This is a genomic window from Rhizobium sp. BK650 (assembly GCF_014195325.1).
Classification (GTDB): Bacteria; Pseudomonadota; Alphaproteobacteria; order Rhizobiales; family Rhizobiaceae; genus Rhizobium.
In genome coordinates this window covers 143,421-155,766 of the sequence record NZ_JACIBK010000004.1, presented here as the reverse complement: position 1 = coordinate 155,766, position 12,346 = coordinate 143,421, and the positions used below count along the sequence as shown (strand labels likewise).

Annotated in this window: 12 protein-coding genes and 1 tRNA gene; 6 read left to right on the top strand and 7 right to left on the bottom strand. The window is 58.8% G+C overall.

Features of this window, described 5'->3' with window-relative positions; all coding sequences use genetic code 11:
* Positions 1-100 precede the first annotated feature (100 nt).
* Complete coding sequence (gene rpoZ / locus FHX15_RS12570; RefSeq protein WP_184397484.1) at positions 101-505, bottom strand: DNA-directed RNA polymerase subunit omega; 405 nt, start codon at positions 503-505, stop codon at positions 101-103.
* Between the two features lie 296 nt (positions 506-801).
* Between rpoZ and FHX15_RS12565 the strand changes: the two genes are divergently transcribed.
* Positions 802-1,383 (top strand): NYN domain-containing protein, encoded by a 582-nt coding sequence (locus tag FHX15_RS12565; RefSeq protein ID WP_112565748.1) that lies wholly within the window; start codon positions 802-804, stop codon positions 1,381-1,383.
* A 37-nt stretch (positions 1,384-1,420) separates the two neighbouring features.
* Here FHX15_RS12565 and smpB read toward each other — a convergent pair whose 3' ends face one another.
* Both smpB and dapA read right to left on the bottom strand, forming a co-directional pair.
* On the bottom strand, positions 1,421-1,900 hold the full coding sequence (gene smpB, locus FHX15_RS12560) for an SsrA-binding protein SmpB (RefSeq protein WP_184397482.1): 480 nt from the start codon (positions 1,898-1,900) through the stop codon (positions 1,421-1,423).
* Between the two features lie 95 nt (positions 1,901-1,995).
* A complete protein-coding gene (dapA, locus tag FHX15_RS12555; protein WP_184397480.1) occupies positions 1,996-2,880 on the bottom strand; it encodes a 4-hydroxy-tetrahydrodipicolinate synthase in 885 nt (294 codons plus the stop codon).
* Between the two features lie 216 nt (positions 2,881-3,096).
* Here dapA and FHX15_RS12550 point away from each other — a divergent pair, with 216 nt between their 5' ends.
* Both FHX15_RS12550 and FHX15_RS12545 read left to right on the top strand, forming a co-directional pair.
* Positions 3,097-5,175 carry a lytic transglycosylase domain-containing protein gene (locus FHX15_RS12550; protein WP_184397478.1) on the top strand — a complete coding sequence of 693 codons (2,079 nt, stop codon included), beginning with the start codon at positions 3,097-3,099 and terminating at the stop codon, positions 5,173-5,175.
* 63 nt (positions 5,176-5,238) lie between these two features.
* Entirely contained in the window at positions 5,239-6,132 is an 894-nt protein-coding gene (locus tag FHX15_RS12545) for an alpha/beta fold hydrolase (RefSeq protein WP_184397476.1), read from the top strand.
* A gap of 119 nt (positions 6,133-6,251) precedes the next feature.
* Here the strand turns inward: FHX15_RS12545 and FHX15_RS12540 are convergent, their stop codons facing one another.
* A complete protein-coding gene (locus FHX15_RS12540) occupies positions 6,252-7,298 on the bottom strand; it encodes a porin (protein ID WP_184397474.1) in 1,047 nt (348 codons plus the stop codon).
* Between the two features lie 99 nt (positions 7,299-7,397).
* Here FHX15_RS12540 and FHX15_RS12535 point away from each other — a divergent pair, with 99 nt between their 5' ends.
* On the top strand, positions 7,398-7,904 hold the full coding sequence (locus FHX15_RS12535) for a hypothetical protein (protein ID WP_184397472.1): 507 nt from the start codon (positions 7,398-7,400) through the stop codon (positions 7,902-7,904).
* 33 nt (positions 7,905-7,937) lie between these two features.
* Positions 7,938-8,276 (top strand): hypothetical protein, encoded by a 339-nt coding sequence (locus FHX15_RS12530; RefSeq protein WP_184397469.1) that lies wholly within the window; start codon positions 7,938-7,940, stop codon positions 8,274-8,276.
* 282 nt (positions 8,277-8,558) lie between these two features.
* Here the strand turns inward: FHX15_RS12530 and FHX15_RS12525 are convergent.
* The 3 genes from FHX15_RS12525 to FHX15_RS12515 form a co-directional block, all read right to left on the bottom strand.
* Positions 8,559-8,649 (bottom strand) — tRNA-Ser (locus tag FHX15_RS12525).
* A 140-nt stretch (positions 8,650-8,789) separates the two neighbouring features.
* Complete coding sequence (locus tag FHX15_RS12520) at positions 8,790-10,007, bottom strand: FAD-dependent oxidoreductase (protein ID WP_184397467.1); 1,218 nt, start codon at positions 10,005-10,007, stop codon at positions 8,790-8,792.
* A gap of 85 nt (positions 10,008-10,092) precedes the next feature.
* A complete protein-coding gene (locus FHX15_RS12515) occupies positions 10,093-11,208 on the bottom strand; it encodes a Gfo/Idh/MocA family protein (RefSeq protein ID WP_184397465.1) in 1,116 nt (371 codons plus the stop codon).
* Positions 11,209-11,415: 207 nt separating this feature from the next.
* Between FHX15_RS12515 and FHX15_RS12510 the strand changes: the two genes are divergently transcribed.
* Positions 11,416-12,288: a MurR/RpiR family transcriptional regulator gene (locus FHX15_RS12510; RefSeq protein WP_184397462.1), complete on the top strand. Its 873-nt coding sequence runs from the start codon at positions 11,416-11,418 to the stop codon at positions 12,286-12,288.
* Positions 12,289-12,346 lie beyond the last annotated feature (58 nt).

The following is a 12,346-nucleotide window of genomic DNA, read 5'->3' as shown; positions in this document are numbered from 1 at the left end:
CAATAATATGCCTAAGCTTTACAGGCGCAAGATCGATGATTGGTAATCGTCAATCTTTTGCCGCGCAGTAAGCCCCAGCCCTTCAGGGCCGAGGATGCGCTTAATAATCGTCGCTCTTTTCCGGCGGGACGAGACCTTCGATACCAGCCAGAAGCTCTTCTTCCGACATCTGGTCGAAGGTGATCGTTTCCGGCAGGTCGTCCTGCTCTTCGCTGTCGGCAGAGGCGGCAGCGCCGGCGGCGATCAGGCTTGCCGGATCGGGCTCGGGCTCGTCCACTTCCACATGCTTCTGCAGCGAGTGGATCAGGTCTTCCTTGAGATCGTCCGGCGACAGGGTCTCGTCAGCGATTTCGCGAAGAGCCACAACCGGGTTCTTGTCGTTGTCGCGATCGATAGTGATCGCTGCACCCTGGGAAATCAGCCGGGCGCGGTGGCTGGCGAGCAGAACCAGCTCGAAGCGGTTCTCCACCTTGTCAATGCAATCTTCTACTGTGACACGGGCCATTGCCTGTCCTTTGCGGTCGTCTTTTCGGGATTAAAACGCCCGATACAATTAAAACCGGGCAAATTCAAGTTTTTCGTTAGGGTTCCCTCGCCTTTATCCGCGGCTGATCCAAATTTCCATGCACAATATGACATTTCCACCGGGGGTTGCTTGGAATATGCCGAATCGTGCCCTAAATCTTTCATATATGAATAATTCATAAAGTACGGAACAGCTCGACGCCACCTCCACAAGCCGCTGTTTTTATTGGGCTAAGTGGCTTATGGATTTCGATTACTCTCTTTGGATGATAAGCGATGTTTGACCCACGCGAAAAAATTGCACTATTCATAGACGGCGCCAACCTCTACGCTGCATCCAAAAGTTTGGGCTTTGATATCGATTATCGCAAACTCTTGAAAGCATTTCAGAAACGCGGATATCTACTGCGGGCTTACTACTATACCGCGCTGATTGAAGATCAGGAATATTCCTCGATCCGTCCACTCATCGACTGGCTGGATTATAACGGCTACAAGGTCGTGACGAAACCTGCCAAGGAGTTTACCGACTCCATGGGGCGCCGGAAGATCAAGGGCAATATGGATATCGAGCTTGCAATCGATGCCATGGAGCAGTCTGAAACGGTCGACCATCTCGTGATCTTCTCCGGCGACGGCGATTTCACCACCCTGGTCGAAGCGCTGCAACGCAAGGGGCGGAAAGTTTCCGTCATTTCGACCATGTCGACCCAGCCGCCGATGATTGCCGACGACTTGCGCCGGCAAGCCGATCACTTCATCGATCTTCTGTCGCTGAAAGCCGAGATCGGCCGGGATCCTTCCGAACGTCCGCCGCGGCCTGCCGAAGTGGCGCCGGCCAGCGATTTCGAAGACTGAACTCTCATTCGTAAATAGCGAATGCTGAACGCGCCGATCAGCCGTTGTCTTTCAACAGACGGCTCTTCTGCCTGTTCCAATCGCGCTCCTTCTCGGATTCGCGCTTGTCATGCAGCTTCTTGCCCTTCGCGAGCGCGAGCTCCAGCTTGGCGCGGCCGCGATCGTTGAAGTAGATCTTCATCGGGATCAGCGTCATGCCTTCGCGATTGATGCCCGCCCGCAGGCGGTTGATCTCACGTCCGGACAAGAGCAGCTTGCGACGGCGGCGCGGCTCGTGGTTGAAGCGGTTCGCCTGCAGGTATTCCGGCAGATAGGAATTGATCAGCCAGATTTCGCCATCCTCATCCGAAGCATAGGATTCGGCAATATTGGCCTTGCCTTCACGCAGCGACTTGACCTCGGTGCCCTTCAGCACCAAGCCCGCCTCATAGGTATCGATGATCTCATAGTTGAAGCGGGCCTTGCGGTTTTCCGCGACGACCTTCTTCACGATACGCTGGCTGCCTTTGGGGGCCATGACAATTATCCACTCCAGGGCGCGAGTGCCGCGCCCTCATTTCCTATCATTATGTAAGAGAACGGCCCGACCTTGTGAAGACGGGCCGGTTACCCTCAGTTGAGCAAGCCGGCGTGACGCATGGCAGCGTCGATCGCCGCTTCCGTCGACGGCTCCAGCGAGGACATAAGCGGCGAACGGACATTGCGGCTCATGCGGCCGAGCTTCGACAGGCCATATTTTGCGCCGCATACGCCCGGCTCCATGAACACCGCCTTGTGCAGCGGCATCAGCCGGTCCTGCAGCTCCAGCGCCTTGGCATAGTTACCGGCAATGGTCGCAGCCTGGAATTCCGCACAGAGACGCGGCGCGATATTGGCCGTCACCGAGATACAGCCGACGCCGCCGTGAGCGTTGAAGCCGAGAGCCGTCGCATCCTCGCCGGAAAGCTGGCGGAACTCCTTGCCGCAGGTAATGCGCTGCTCGGAAACGCGTTCGATCTTGCCGGTCGCATCCTTGACGCCGACGATATTCTTGTGCGCCCTGGCAAGCGCGCCCATCGTCTCCGGCGTCATGTCGATGACCGAACGGCCTGGGATGTTGTAGATATAGATCGGCAGTTTAACAGCTTCGGCGATTGCCGAATAATGGGCTATCAGGCCCTTCTGCGTCGGCTTGTTGTAATAGGGGGTGACGACCAGGACGGCATCCGCACCGACCTTTTCGGCATGCTGGGCGAGCTCGATCGCTTCGCGCGTATTGTTCGAGCCCGCGCCGGCCATGACAGGCACGCGCTTGGCTGCAACTTCGATGCACAGTTCCACCACCCGTTTATGCTCGGCATGCGACAGCGTCGGCGACTCGCCGGTCGTGCCGACCGGAACCAGGCCACTGCTGCCCTCCCCGATCTGCCATGCGACATGAGCGGCGAAGCTGTCTTCGTCGATCAGGCCGGCATCGGTGAAGGGAGTGACGAGAGCGGGGATGGACCCATTGAACATGCAAAGCTCCTCACGGCTGATATCCTTGCTTCAGCCGCATTCCATGAATAAGAGTTGCGCACCATAGAGCGGCAATATGGCCGCGACAAGCGCGCTTAGATGGGTTTAGGGCAAAATCCGATAGCAAATGTGAATGAATTTTACCTGGTTCGGTAAGGTTTCGTTAATGTGCCTCCAGCCAAATGGAAGGGCGTATTTTCGTTGCGAGTCATCCGGATGAAGAGAGCCGTTCTGATCCTGTCTGCCTTCGGTCTGGTGGCCGCGGCCTGGGGCAGCGCTGCATCGCAGTTGCCCGGCGAAGGCGCTCCCACGCCTGCCGTCAAGCCGCTAGGTTTCATCCCGGAAACCGCCTCCTTCCCAGAGGCGATCACCACCGGCGCCATCCCGCGCAATCCGGCGATCGCGCCCGTTAACAGCGATCTGAAGGCGGGGCTCGACGCTCTCTCCAACAAGGATCCGCAGCAGGCCATCGCCATCCGCAATACCATGGCAACGGGAACACTCGACCGTCATATCCTGACCTGGGCAATTGTCACCTCCGGCTTGAAGGGCGTTCCGTCCTATGAGATCGCCAGCGCCTCAGACGAGCTGAAGGGCTGGCCAGGCCTGGAACGTCTGCGCGGCAATTCCGAGCGCGCGCTCTATGACGAGAATCCCGCCGCCGCTGCCGTCCTGAACGCCTTCGGCGATACGGCGCCCGAGACCCCTCAAGGCGCGATGGTCCTGTCGCGCGCGCTTATGGCGACCGGCAAGTCTGCGCAGGCGGCGAAATATATCGGCAAGATCTGGCGCGGACAGGCGCTCGACAAGGCAACCGAGGACAAGATCCTCGCCGAATTTGCGGGCCTGCTGACTGCGGCCGACCACAAGACGCGGATGGACTACCTGATGTATCGCGGTCGCGTGGCGCAGGCTAAGCGCTTCGGCGATATGGGCCAGGCGCAGTCGCTCTACAAGGCCTGGGCTGCCGTCGACAACAATGCCAGCAACGCCGGTGCACTGCTGAATGCGATCGATGTCAAATGGCGCAACGATCCGGGCTTTCTCTTCGCGCGCATCGAATATCTGCGCAAGCAGGACAAGTATCTCGAAGCAGCCAAGCTCTTGCAGCAGATGCCGCGGGACCGAACCGAGCTGATGAATTCAGGGGAATGGTGGAACGAGCAGCGGATCGTCAGCCGCGGCCTCGTCGACCAGGGACAGTTCAAGGCAGCCTACGAGATCGTCGCCGCGTCCGTCGCGACGGTGCCGACGGATATCGTCGAAGCACAATTCCATGCCGGCTGGTACGCGCTGCGCGGTCTGCAGGACCCGACGACGGCCGAGACACATTTCCGCAAGATCCTGCAGGTTTCCAACGGCCCGCTCTCCGTTTCCCGCGCCTGGTATTGGCTCGGACGGTCCGCTGAAGCCGGCGGGCCGGGAAAGGCCAGCGATTTTTACGCCAAAGCCGCGAATTTTCCGGGGACTTTCTACGGTCAGCTCGCCGCCGAACGGCTGGGACGCAAGACGCTCGATGTCACCTATCCGTCGCCGACAACTGCCGACCGGCAGAATCTCCAGCAGCGCGAGGCCGTGCAGGCGACCGGACGGCTGGAAGCCGCAGGCCACGGCTGGCGCGCGGCAGCAATTTATCTGGCGCTTGCCGACCAGCTGCAAAGCCCTGGTGAATTGGCGATCCTGACGGCCAAGGCCGAGCAGGCGGGCGACCATCATCTTTCGCTGCAGATCGGCAAGATCGCCTATGGACGGGGCATCGATGTCGCAGCGCTTGCCTTCCCGGTCGGCGTCATTCCGGCCAATGCCAATATTTCCGGCTCGGGCAAGGCGCTTGCCTATGCGATCGCCCGCCAGGAAAGCGCTTTCAATCCAGCCGCCGTCTCCGCCGCCAATGCCCGCGGCCTGCTGCAACTTCTGCCGGGCACGGCGCAAGCCGTCGCCAAGCGGCACAGCATCACTTACTCCAAGGACAAGCTGACGGCCGACGCCGGCTACAACGCGACACTCGGCGCCCACTATCTTGGCGAACAGATCGAAGCCTTCGGCGGTTCCTATATTCTCACCTTCATCGCCTATAATGCAGGACCGAAGCGCGTGCCGGAATGGATCGGCCGCTATGGCGATCCGCGCGGCAAGCCGGTCGATGAGATCGTCGACTGGATCGAGCGCATCCCATTCCCCGAGACGCGCAACTACGTGCAGAGGGTGATGGAGAATTACGAGGTCTATAAGGCTCGCCTCGGGCAAACACCCGACATCGAGCGCGACCTCATCGGGGGCCGCAGCGCGACCTGAAGCCGATTGGCAGTTCTGGCGAAAGCACGTTACATCTCATTCCGACGGATGGATGGAGGTGTCATGGGCGACGAAGACAAAAACGCATTCAGCGAAAGATTCTTCAACTCGACTGATGGGCTGAGGCTTTATGCCTGCGACTACCGGCCAGCGAGTCAAGAGATCAATCGACTGCCGATCATCTGTCTGCCGGGCCTTACACGCAATTCCCGCGATTTCCATGACATTGCATTGATCCTGTCGCGGGATACAGTTTCTCCGCGCCGTATCGTTGCCCTGGACTATCGCGGACGCGGCATGTCCGAGCGGGATGCGAACAATACAAATTACAATCTCGTCGTCGAATGCGACGATGTTATTGCTGCCTGCGCCACGCTCGGCATCAACCGCGCTGTGTTCATCGGCACGTCGCGCGGCGGGCTAATCCTGCATCTGCTGGCGGGCATGAAGCCGGAATTGCCCGCAGGCGTCATCTTCAACGATATCGGCCCGGTTATCGAGCCAGCCGGGCTGATGGCGATCAGGGACTATCTCAACCGTGACCGTAAGCCCCAAAACTGGGGTGATGCTGTCGATCTCCTTAGGGAGAATCATGGCGCAACCTTTCCCGCGCTCGGTCTCGCCGACTGGGAGGGCATGGCGCGAGCTATCTATCGAGAGCGGGATGGCATACCTGTCGTCGACTACGACCCTGCTATTGCCGAGCAGCTGAAAACAATCGATTTCAGCAATCCTCTCCCCAGCCTTTGGGCGCAGTTCGAGAGCCTGCGTGCCATACCCCTGCTGGTTATCAGAGGAGAGAATTCCGATCTGCTGTCGCCGCAGACAGTGGATGAAATGGCGAAACGACATCCTGATATGGTGCAGATCGTCGCAAAGGGTCAAGGCCACGCACCGCTTCTGCATCTGGGAGATATTCCGGAACTGATCAGGACATTTATCGGCAGGCTGAGATGAGCTTTCGCGAGGCGCTTGGCGCCGACCCATCATAACACCACCCAGTCACAGTAAAGGTGGTAATTACAAAAAAGCCCGGCTCAAAAGCCGGGCTTCTCTATGACCTAAGTCAACTCAGCTTAGAACGAGCGCTGCAGACGGAAGTAACCCGTCCAGGTGTCGTCCTGATGTTCCGGCTTCAGGTACTGGACGGAAGCCTTGGCGTAGAAGTTGTCGACGATCTGGTAGTCGACCGTCAGACCGGCCTTCCAGGCATCGTCGAGACCGTCCCAGTCGTCCTGAACGCCAACCTTGGTCGGGGTGCCGTAGTAGTTGCCGTAGTACTGAACACCGGGGGTGATCTTCAGCTTGTCGGTAGCCTTGATGGCGTATTCGGCAGCAACTGCCCATTCAGACTGCGAGTAGTAGGAGTTCGGGCCGCTGGAGTAGACAGCAGCGAGGCCGAGCGTGCCCGGGCCGATATCAGCCGTACCCATGGCACGGATCGCGCCGTCTTCGTTGTCGATGTCCCAGCCGCCGGTGACCTGGTAGCTGAAGGCGCCAGCCTTGCCGCCGATGCCGAAGGCAACGCCGACGTTGTTCGGAGCTTCGCCAGTCTTGAAGACGCCGTCTTCCAGTTCGTCGACGCTGAGGCCAGCGTAGAAGGAACCAGTTTCGTACTGATAACGGATCGAGTTATGCAGCGTTACGACAGAGCCGATGTCGTCCGTTTCGCCGGAGAGACCATCGTCCCACCAGGAGTAGAACAGACCAGCGCGGAAGCCGGCGATGTCGAGGTAAGCCGAGTCGAGCTTCGTTGAATTGTCAGACGCGTTGTCGGCGTTTGCCTGAAGAACGATCACGCCGGTGAGCGGGCCGTATTCGGTGTCGCTCTTGGCCGTGAACTGAACCTGACCGCGGGTTACAGCATCCCAGCTCGAGTCGTTCGGGCGAGTGGCGGTTTCGCCAACGCTCGGGCCAACGTTAACCTGGAAGCGGATGTAACCGTTGATCTTCAGGCAGGTTTCCGTGCCCGGGATGTAGAAGTAGCCGGTGCCGTAAGCGTCGCAGACGCGAACGTATTCAACCGGTTCCGGCTCGGCTGCAACAATTGCGTCAGCAGCCTGAGCGCCGGAAACTACTGCCAAAGCGGCAGCAGAGCCAAGAAGAAGGCTCTTGATGTTCATAATGACCTCCAATTCAAGTTTCGATCGGAGGTAAGATCACGTCTTACGACGTTTCCCTGCCTTACCCCCGGTGCTTTAAGAAGTCGGGCGGTCAGGCCCTTGCTTCCGACGCTGAAAATACAAGACGGCGGCTGTCACGCAATCACCAACTTGTGTTCGACAGGGGTTTACGAAAGCCTTACCGAAACCCTGTTGCTGAAACGCCACAAGTTGGGCAGAGGGGCGACCGTTTGTTTAAGCTTTATTAAGAAAGCGTTTATTTTCTCGGTGTTTATGGAAACTCCACAAAATGAACAGGCGCGCACGCGTGCCAAATTGACACCAATTTCCCGCCAGATTCGGCTTCTTCGCGTAACCGGCCAACGATTGGGGCAAAGCTTGGCGGTGCAAAAATCGAAACCGACTTCAGCTTTAGCCGACGAGGAACGATTGATTCCATCGGCGATTCGCCAAGCGACTATCGCGATCCTGGGACGGGGCGTGGGACAGGGGGAATGGCGGAAAGATGACCGACAGCCGGATCGCCACCCCGTCCAACCTATGACCGACTGTCCGGCGATGCAGCCGCTCGGTCGACAAGGCCGTTCATCGGAGGTTCAGGCCTGATGGCTCAAGCTGAAAACCTGAGAGGATACGTCGATGAGGAAGCTAATATCAGCACTCGCAGCCGTTGTCCTGGCTGCATCTCTCGCCCCGCCGCTAAACGCGGCTCCGATTTTCGTGCCAAGAGCAGAACAAGCGCAGATCGGCAATGTCGAGCTGGTCCATCATCGGAGCCACTATTATTGGCGCGCGGATCGCTACTGGAACCATCGGTATGCCTACCGCTCCTGCGGATATTACGGCAGATGCTATTACAGGCACCCCCCGTATTACGGCTACAGATACCCGCGGTATTACGATCGCGGCTATTACGGCTACCGAGATTATTACGGCTATCGTGAGCAGCCAGGGGTGACTTTATATTTCCGCTTCTAGCCGGTGATGGTCGTCCGCCATATATCTGCGGCATTCGAGGGCCGTCGGCTCCTGCTGCCCCAGGGGCGCTCGAGCTGAACATCTTCACCAGGCCGCCACAGACGCTTGCTTCACCGTCGGCGGGCATTTCACGGCAAGGGACGGATCACGATTCCTGAGAAGCGGGAAATTTGCCGCCTGAATTTGTCTGGCTCGGCTGAGGCGGCAAAACCGCGTCACGACAGATGTTACGGCTAAATGGACACCGCTGCCATCCACCTGATTTCATTGAAAAAAGATAGATGGCGGAGAAGATGGGATTCGAACCCACGATACGCTTTTGACGTATACTCCCTTAGCAGGGGAGCGCCTTCGACCACTCGGCCACCTCTCCGGTGGGAGCCCTGATATGGGTATTCTCCCGTGCGATCAAGCTTTTTTTGAAGTTTTCACACGTCCTTTATATAGGCCATCGCTAGAATGATGACAGTTCAAAAATGCGGGCGCCTCAGTGACCCTCATGCGGGCGACCGCTCAGGCCAGCAATTCCTTCAGATCGGCTGCGGGATCGGCGAGAATGGCGCGATCGGGATTGATGCCTGATTCCAGCATCTTCTTGCCCGTCACATAGGCCTTCGCGTCGTTGATGGCGTCGACGGCGATCAGCCTGCCCTCACGGAAATACCAGACGGAGCTTGCACCTTCCCGCGCGCCAGGGCGCAGCAGCGTGTCGTCATAACCCATGTTAAAGCCGGCGATCTGCAGCTTCACATCGTACTGATCCGACCAAAACCACGGTTTCGGATCATAGGGTTCCGTGCCGCCGGCGATGACAGCGGCGGCAGCATCGGCCTGGTCGACGGCGTTCTGCACGGATTCCAACCGGATGCGGCCGCCCTGCCAAGGCAGACTGGCGCAATCGCCTGCCGCATAGATCGAAGGGTCGGATGTGCGGGCGAATTCATCGACGATGATTCCATTGCCGACTTCGAGCCCGGCCTCCTTGGCGAGAAGATCGTTCGGCACCACGCCGATGCCGACGATGACGAAGTCCACGTCGATGGTGGTGCCGTCGGAAAGCTCGGCACCGGAAACGCGGCCATTCTTGCCGATGAGATGCTTCAGGCCAGTCTTTTCACGAATCGTCACATCATGGCTCTTATGAACTGCGCGCATGATGTCCGCCGTCTCTTTGGCAGCGACGCGCTGCAGGATCCGGTCGGCCATTTCGATCACGGTTACCTCCAGCCCGAGATGGCGGGCGACGGCCGCGGCTTCCAAGCCGATATAACCGCCTCCGATGATGAGCACGCGACGGCCGGGACGCATTTCCCCGGCCAGAAGATCGGCGTCACGCTTATCGCGGGCGACGTAGACACCTTCGAGATCGCCGCCGATCGCTGCCGGCAGGCGGCGGGGCGTCGAGCCCGTCACGATCGCCAGCGTGCCATAGTCGAGGACGGAACCATCCTGCAGCAGGACCTGCTTCGTATCCCGCTTGATCTGCTCGGCCCAGGTCGAGAGACGGATTTCCACATTATTGTCGGGGTACCAATGTTCGGGACGGAACAGCAGACGATCGAAGGCCATCTCGCCGAGCAGGTATTTCTTCGACAGCGGCGGGCGCTGATAGGGAAGCACGTCTTCGGCGCCGATGAGCGTGATCGGACGCTCGTCCTTCAGCGCGCGCAACTTGGCTGCCAATGCGAAGCCTGCCTGCCCCGCGCCGATGATCACCAGTCTGTCCGTCACGATGTCACTCCCGAAAATGCGTCCTTCAACAGGGACAAGGCCTACCCCCTGCCCCAAACGCCGTCAACGGAAGCGAAGGCTTGCTTCAGCCGATCTCGATCCAGCGGCGCTCATGGAAGGACTGTGCCATGGCATGAACCGACTTCTCTATCCTGAGACCGTCTTCGAATGTCACGATCGACGCCGGCTCCCCGCAAATGGCCCGGATCAGTTCCCTGCATTCGATAATCTTCAGGTCGTTGAAGCCAAGACCGTGGCCAGGCGCCGGAATGAAGCGATCATAAGGCTGATGGGCAGGTGCCGCCAGTATCTTGCGGAAACCCCGTTCCGAGCCTCGGCCTTCGAACTGATAGAGCTCGAATTCGTTCATGCGCTCCTGATCGTAGAGGATCGAGCCCTTCGAGCCATAGATCTGCAGCGCAATGCGGCCCTTCCGGCCCCAGGCAGCGCGGTTTGCCATCAGCACCGCAGAAACGCCCCCACCGAGGCGCATCAGGACGTTGGCCGCATCATGATTCTCCACCGCGCGGCGACCGCCTCCTTTTACAGGACGGTCGGCATAGGGCTTCACCATATCTGTGGTGACCGCCTCGACATGACCAAAGAGATACCAGAGCAGCGAAAGCGGATGGACGGCGAAATCGTCGAGTGCGCCGTAGCCGGCCGAAATTTCGCTCTTCCAATAGAAAAGGACATCGGGATCGGCCATGAAATCCTCGTCCATTTCGGCGCGGATATGATTGACGGAGCCGATCGCGCCTTCGCCGATCAGCGTCTTGATATGCCGCATGATCGGGTTCTGGATATAATTGTAGCCGAGGACGGCGACCTTGCCGGATCGGCGGGCAACGGCAAGCATGCGTTCGGCATCGGCATAATCAGGCGCCATCGGCTTTTCGCACCAGACATGCTTACCGGCCTCGAGGGCCGCAATCGCCATTTCGGCATGGAACTGGTTGGGTGTTGTGACGGAGACGACATCGACATCCGGGTCGGCTATGAGGGTGCGCCAGTCGGCCGTCGCCTTCTCGAAGCCGAATTCTGCAGCGCGGGCGCCTGCCAGTTCGGCATTGGCCTCGGCGAGGTGCACGAGGCGCGGCCGCTCGACATCGCCGAAGACGGTTTTCACCGCATTCCATGCCAGCGCATGGCACTTGCCCATATAACCGGTGCCGATCAAACCGATGCCGAGTGGCTTCATTGCAGGTCTCCTCCTCAAATCCGCAGGAATTTTTGGAATATTTGGATCATTTTGACAAGCAGGCGTTGATGCATCATTTCGTGTCGGCTCTCTTCAAACTGTCCAAAACCGTTGATTTTCAGGCTATTAAAAACAATTAGGCGGGCTCGCGGAAATCGTTTATGCTTCGAAATATGGAATATTTGTTTCATCTTCTGAGCCGTCAGCATGGATAGCGATCCCCAGAGAGCGCGCGTGCCGCGCGATTTCGAAAGTCTGCGCAGCACCATCATCGAACGCAAGGCGAGCATGCCGAAGCGGCTGGCGCAGGTGGCCGCCTTTGCGCTCGGAAATCCTGATGAAATCGCCTTTGGCACGACGGCGAGCATCGCCGCCGCCTCGGAAGTACAACCCTCGACGCTGGTGCGCCTTGCGCATCATCTCGGTTACGAAGGTTTCTCCGATCTGCAGAGCATCTTTCGCGAAAGGCTGCGCGACCGGACACTGAGCTATGAGGAACGCCTCGTCACGCTGGAACAGTCCGGCGGGGACGACGAGGATGCAACGCTGCTTTCCGGTTTCATATCGGCCGCCAGCCAGTCCGTGAACCGGCTTGCTGCGACGGTGCAGACCGACACGTTCGCGAAGGCAGTCGATATCCTCGCGGCTGCCGAGACCATCTATCTCATCGCCAAGCGGCGCTCTTATCCGCTCACGGCGCATATGACTTATGCCTTTTCCAAGCTGAACATCCGCCACCAGATCGTCGCCACGCCGAACGGCGTCGATCCCGAGATGGTGCAGTTCGCCACGCCGCGCGATGCCGCCATTGCCGCCAGCTTTTCACCCTATGCGGCCGATAGCCTTACTCAAAGCCAGGAGCTTGCCGATCGCGGCGTGCCGGTCATCGCGATTACCGATTCGGCCTTTTCGCCGCTTGCTGCCTGCGCAACACACTGGTTCGAGGTGGCGGAGGCTGACTTCGGTGGTTTTCGTTCGCTCTCGGCCTCCATGGCGCTCACCATGGCATTGCCGGTCGCCATTGCCGAGCGGCGGCGCAAGTTGCAGCATTCCAAACTCGCAACGGCAAAAATGGAATAAACATTCCGAATTGACAAAGAGATGGAACTAATGTTTCATTATTCAAAATTCGCGGGCA

Excerpts from the sequence above, each read along its gene's own strand:
- rpoZ (WP_184397484.1), bottom strand. The coding sequence starts at position 505 with ATGGCCCGTGTCACAGTAGAAGATTGCATTGACAAGGTGGAGAACCGC.
- FHX15_RS12565 (WP_112565748.1), top strand. The coding sequence starts at position 802 with ATGTTTGACCCACGCGAAAAAATTGCACTATTCATAGACGGCGCCAAC.
- smpB (WP_184397482.1), bottom strand. The coding sequence starts at position 1,900 with ATGGCCCCCAAAGGCAGCCAGCGTATCGTGAAGAAGGTCGTCGCGGAA.
- dapA (WP_184397480.1), bottom strand. The coding sequence starts at position 2,880 with ATGTTCAATGGGTCCATCCCCGCTCTCGTCACTCCCTTCACCGATGCC.
- FHX15_RS12550 (WP_184397478.1), top strand. The coding sequence starts at position 3,097 with ATGAAGAGAGCCGTTCTGATCCTGTCTGCCTTCGGTCTGGTGGCCGCG.
- FHX15_RS12545 (WP_184397476.1), top strand. The coding sequence starts at position 5,239 with ATGGGCGACGAAGACAAAAACGCATTCAGCGAAAGATTCTTCAACTCG.
- FHX15_RS12540 (WP_184397474.1), bottom strand. The coding sequence starts at position 7,298 with ATGAACATCAAGAGCCTTCTTCTTGGCTCTGCTGCCGCTTTGGCAGTA.
- FHX15_RS12530 (WP_184397469.1), top strand. The coding sequence starts at position 7,938 with ATGAGGAAGCTAATATCAGCACTCGCAGCCGTTGTCCTGGCTGCATCT.
- FHX15_RS12515 (WP_184397465.1), bottom strand. The coding sequence starts at position 11,208 with ATGAAGCCACTCGGCATCGGTTTGATCGGCACCGGTTATATGGGCAAG.
- FHX15_RS12510 (WP_184397462.1), top strand. The coding sequence starts at position 11,416 with ATGGATAGCGATCCCCAGAGAGCGCGCGTGCCGCGCGATTTCGAAAGT.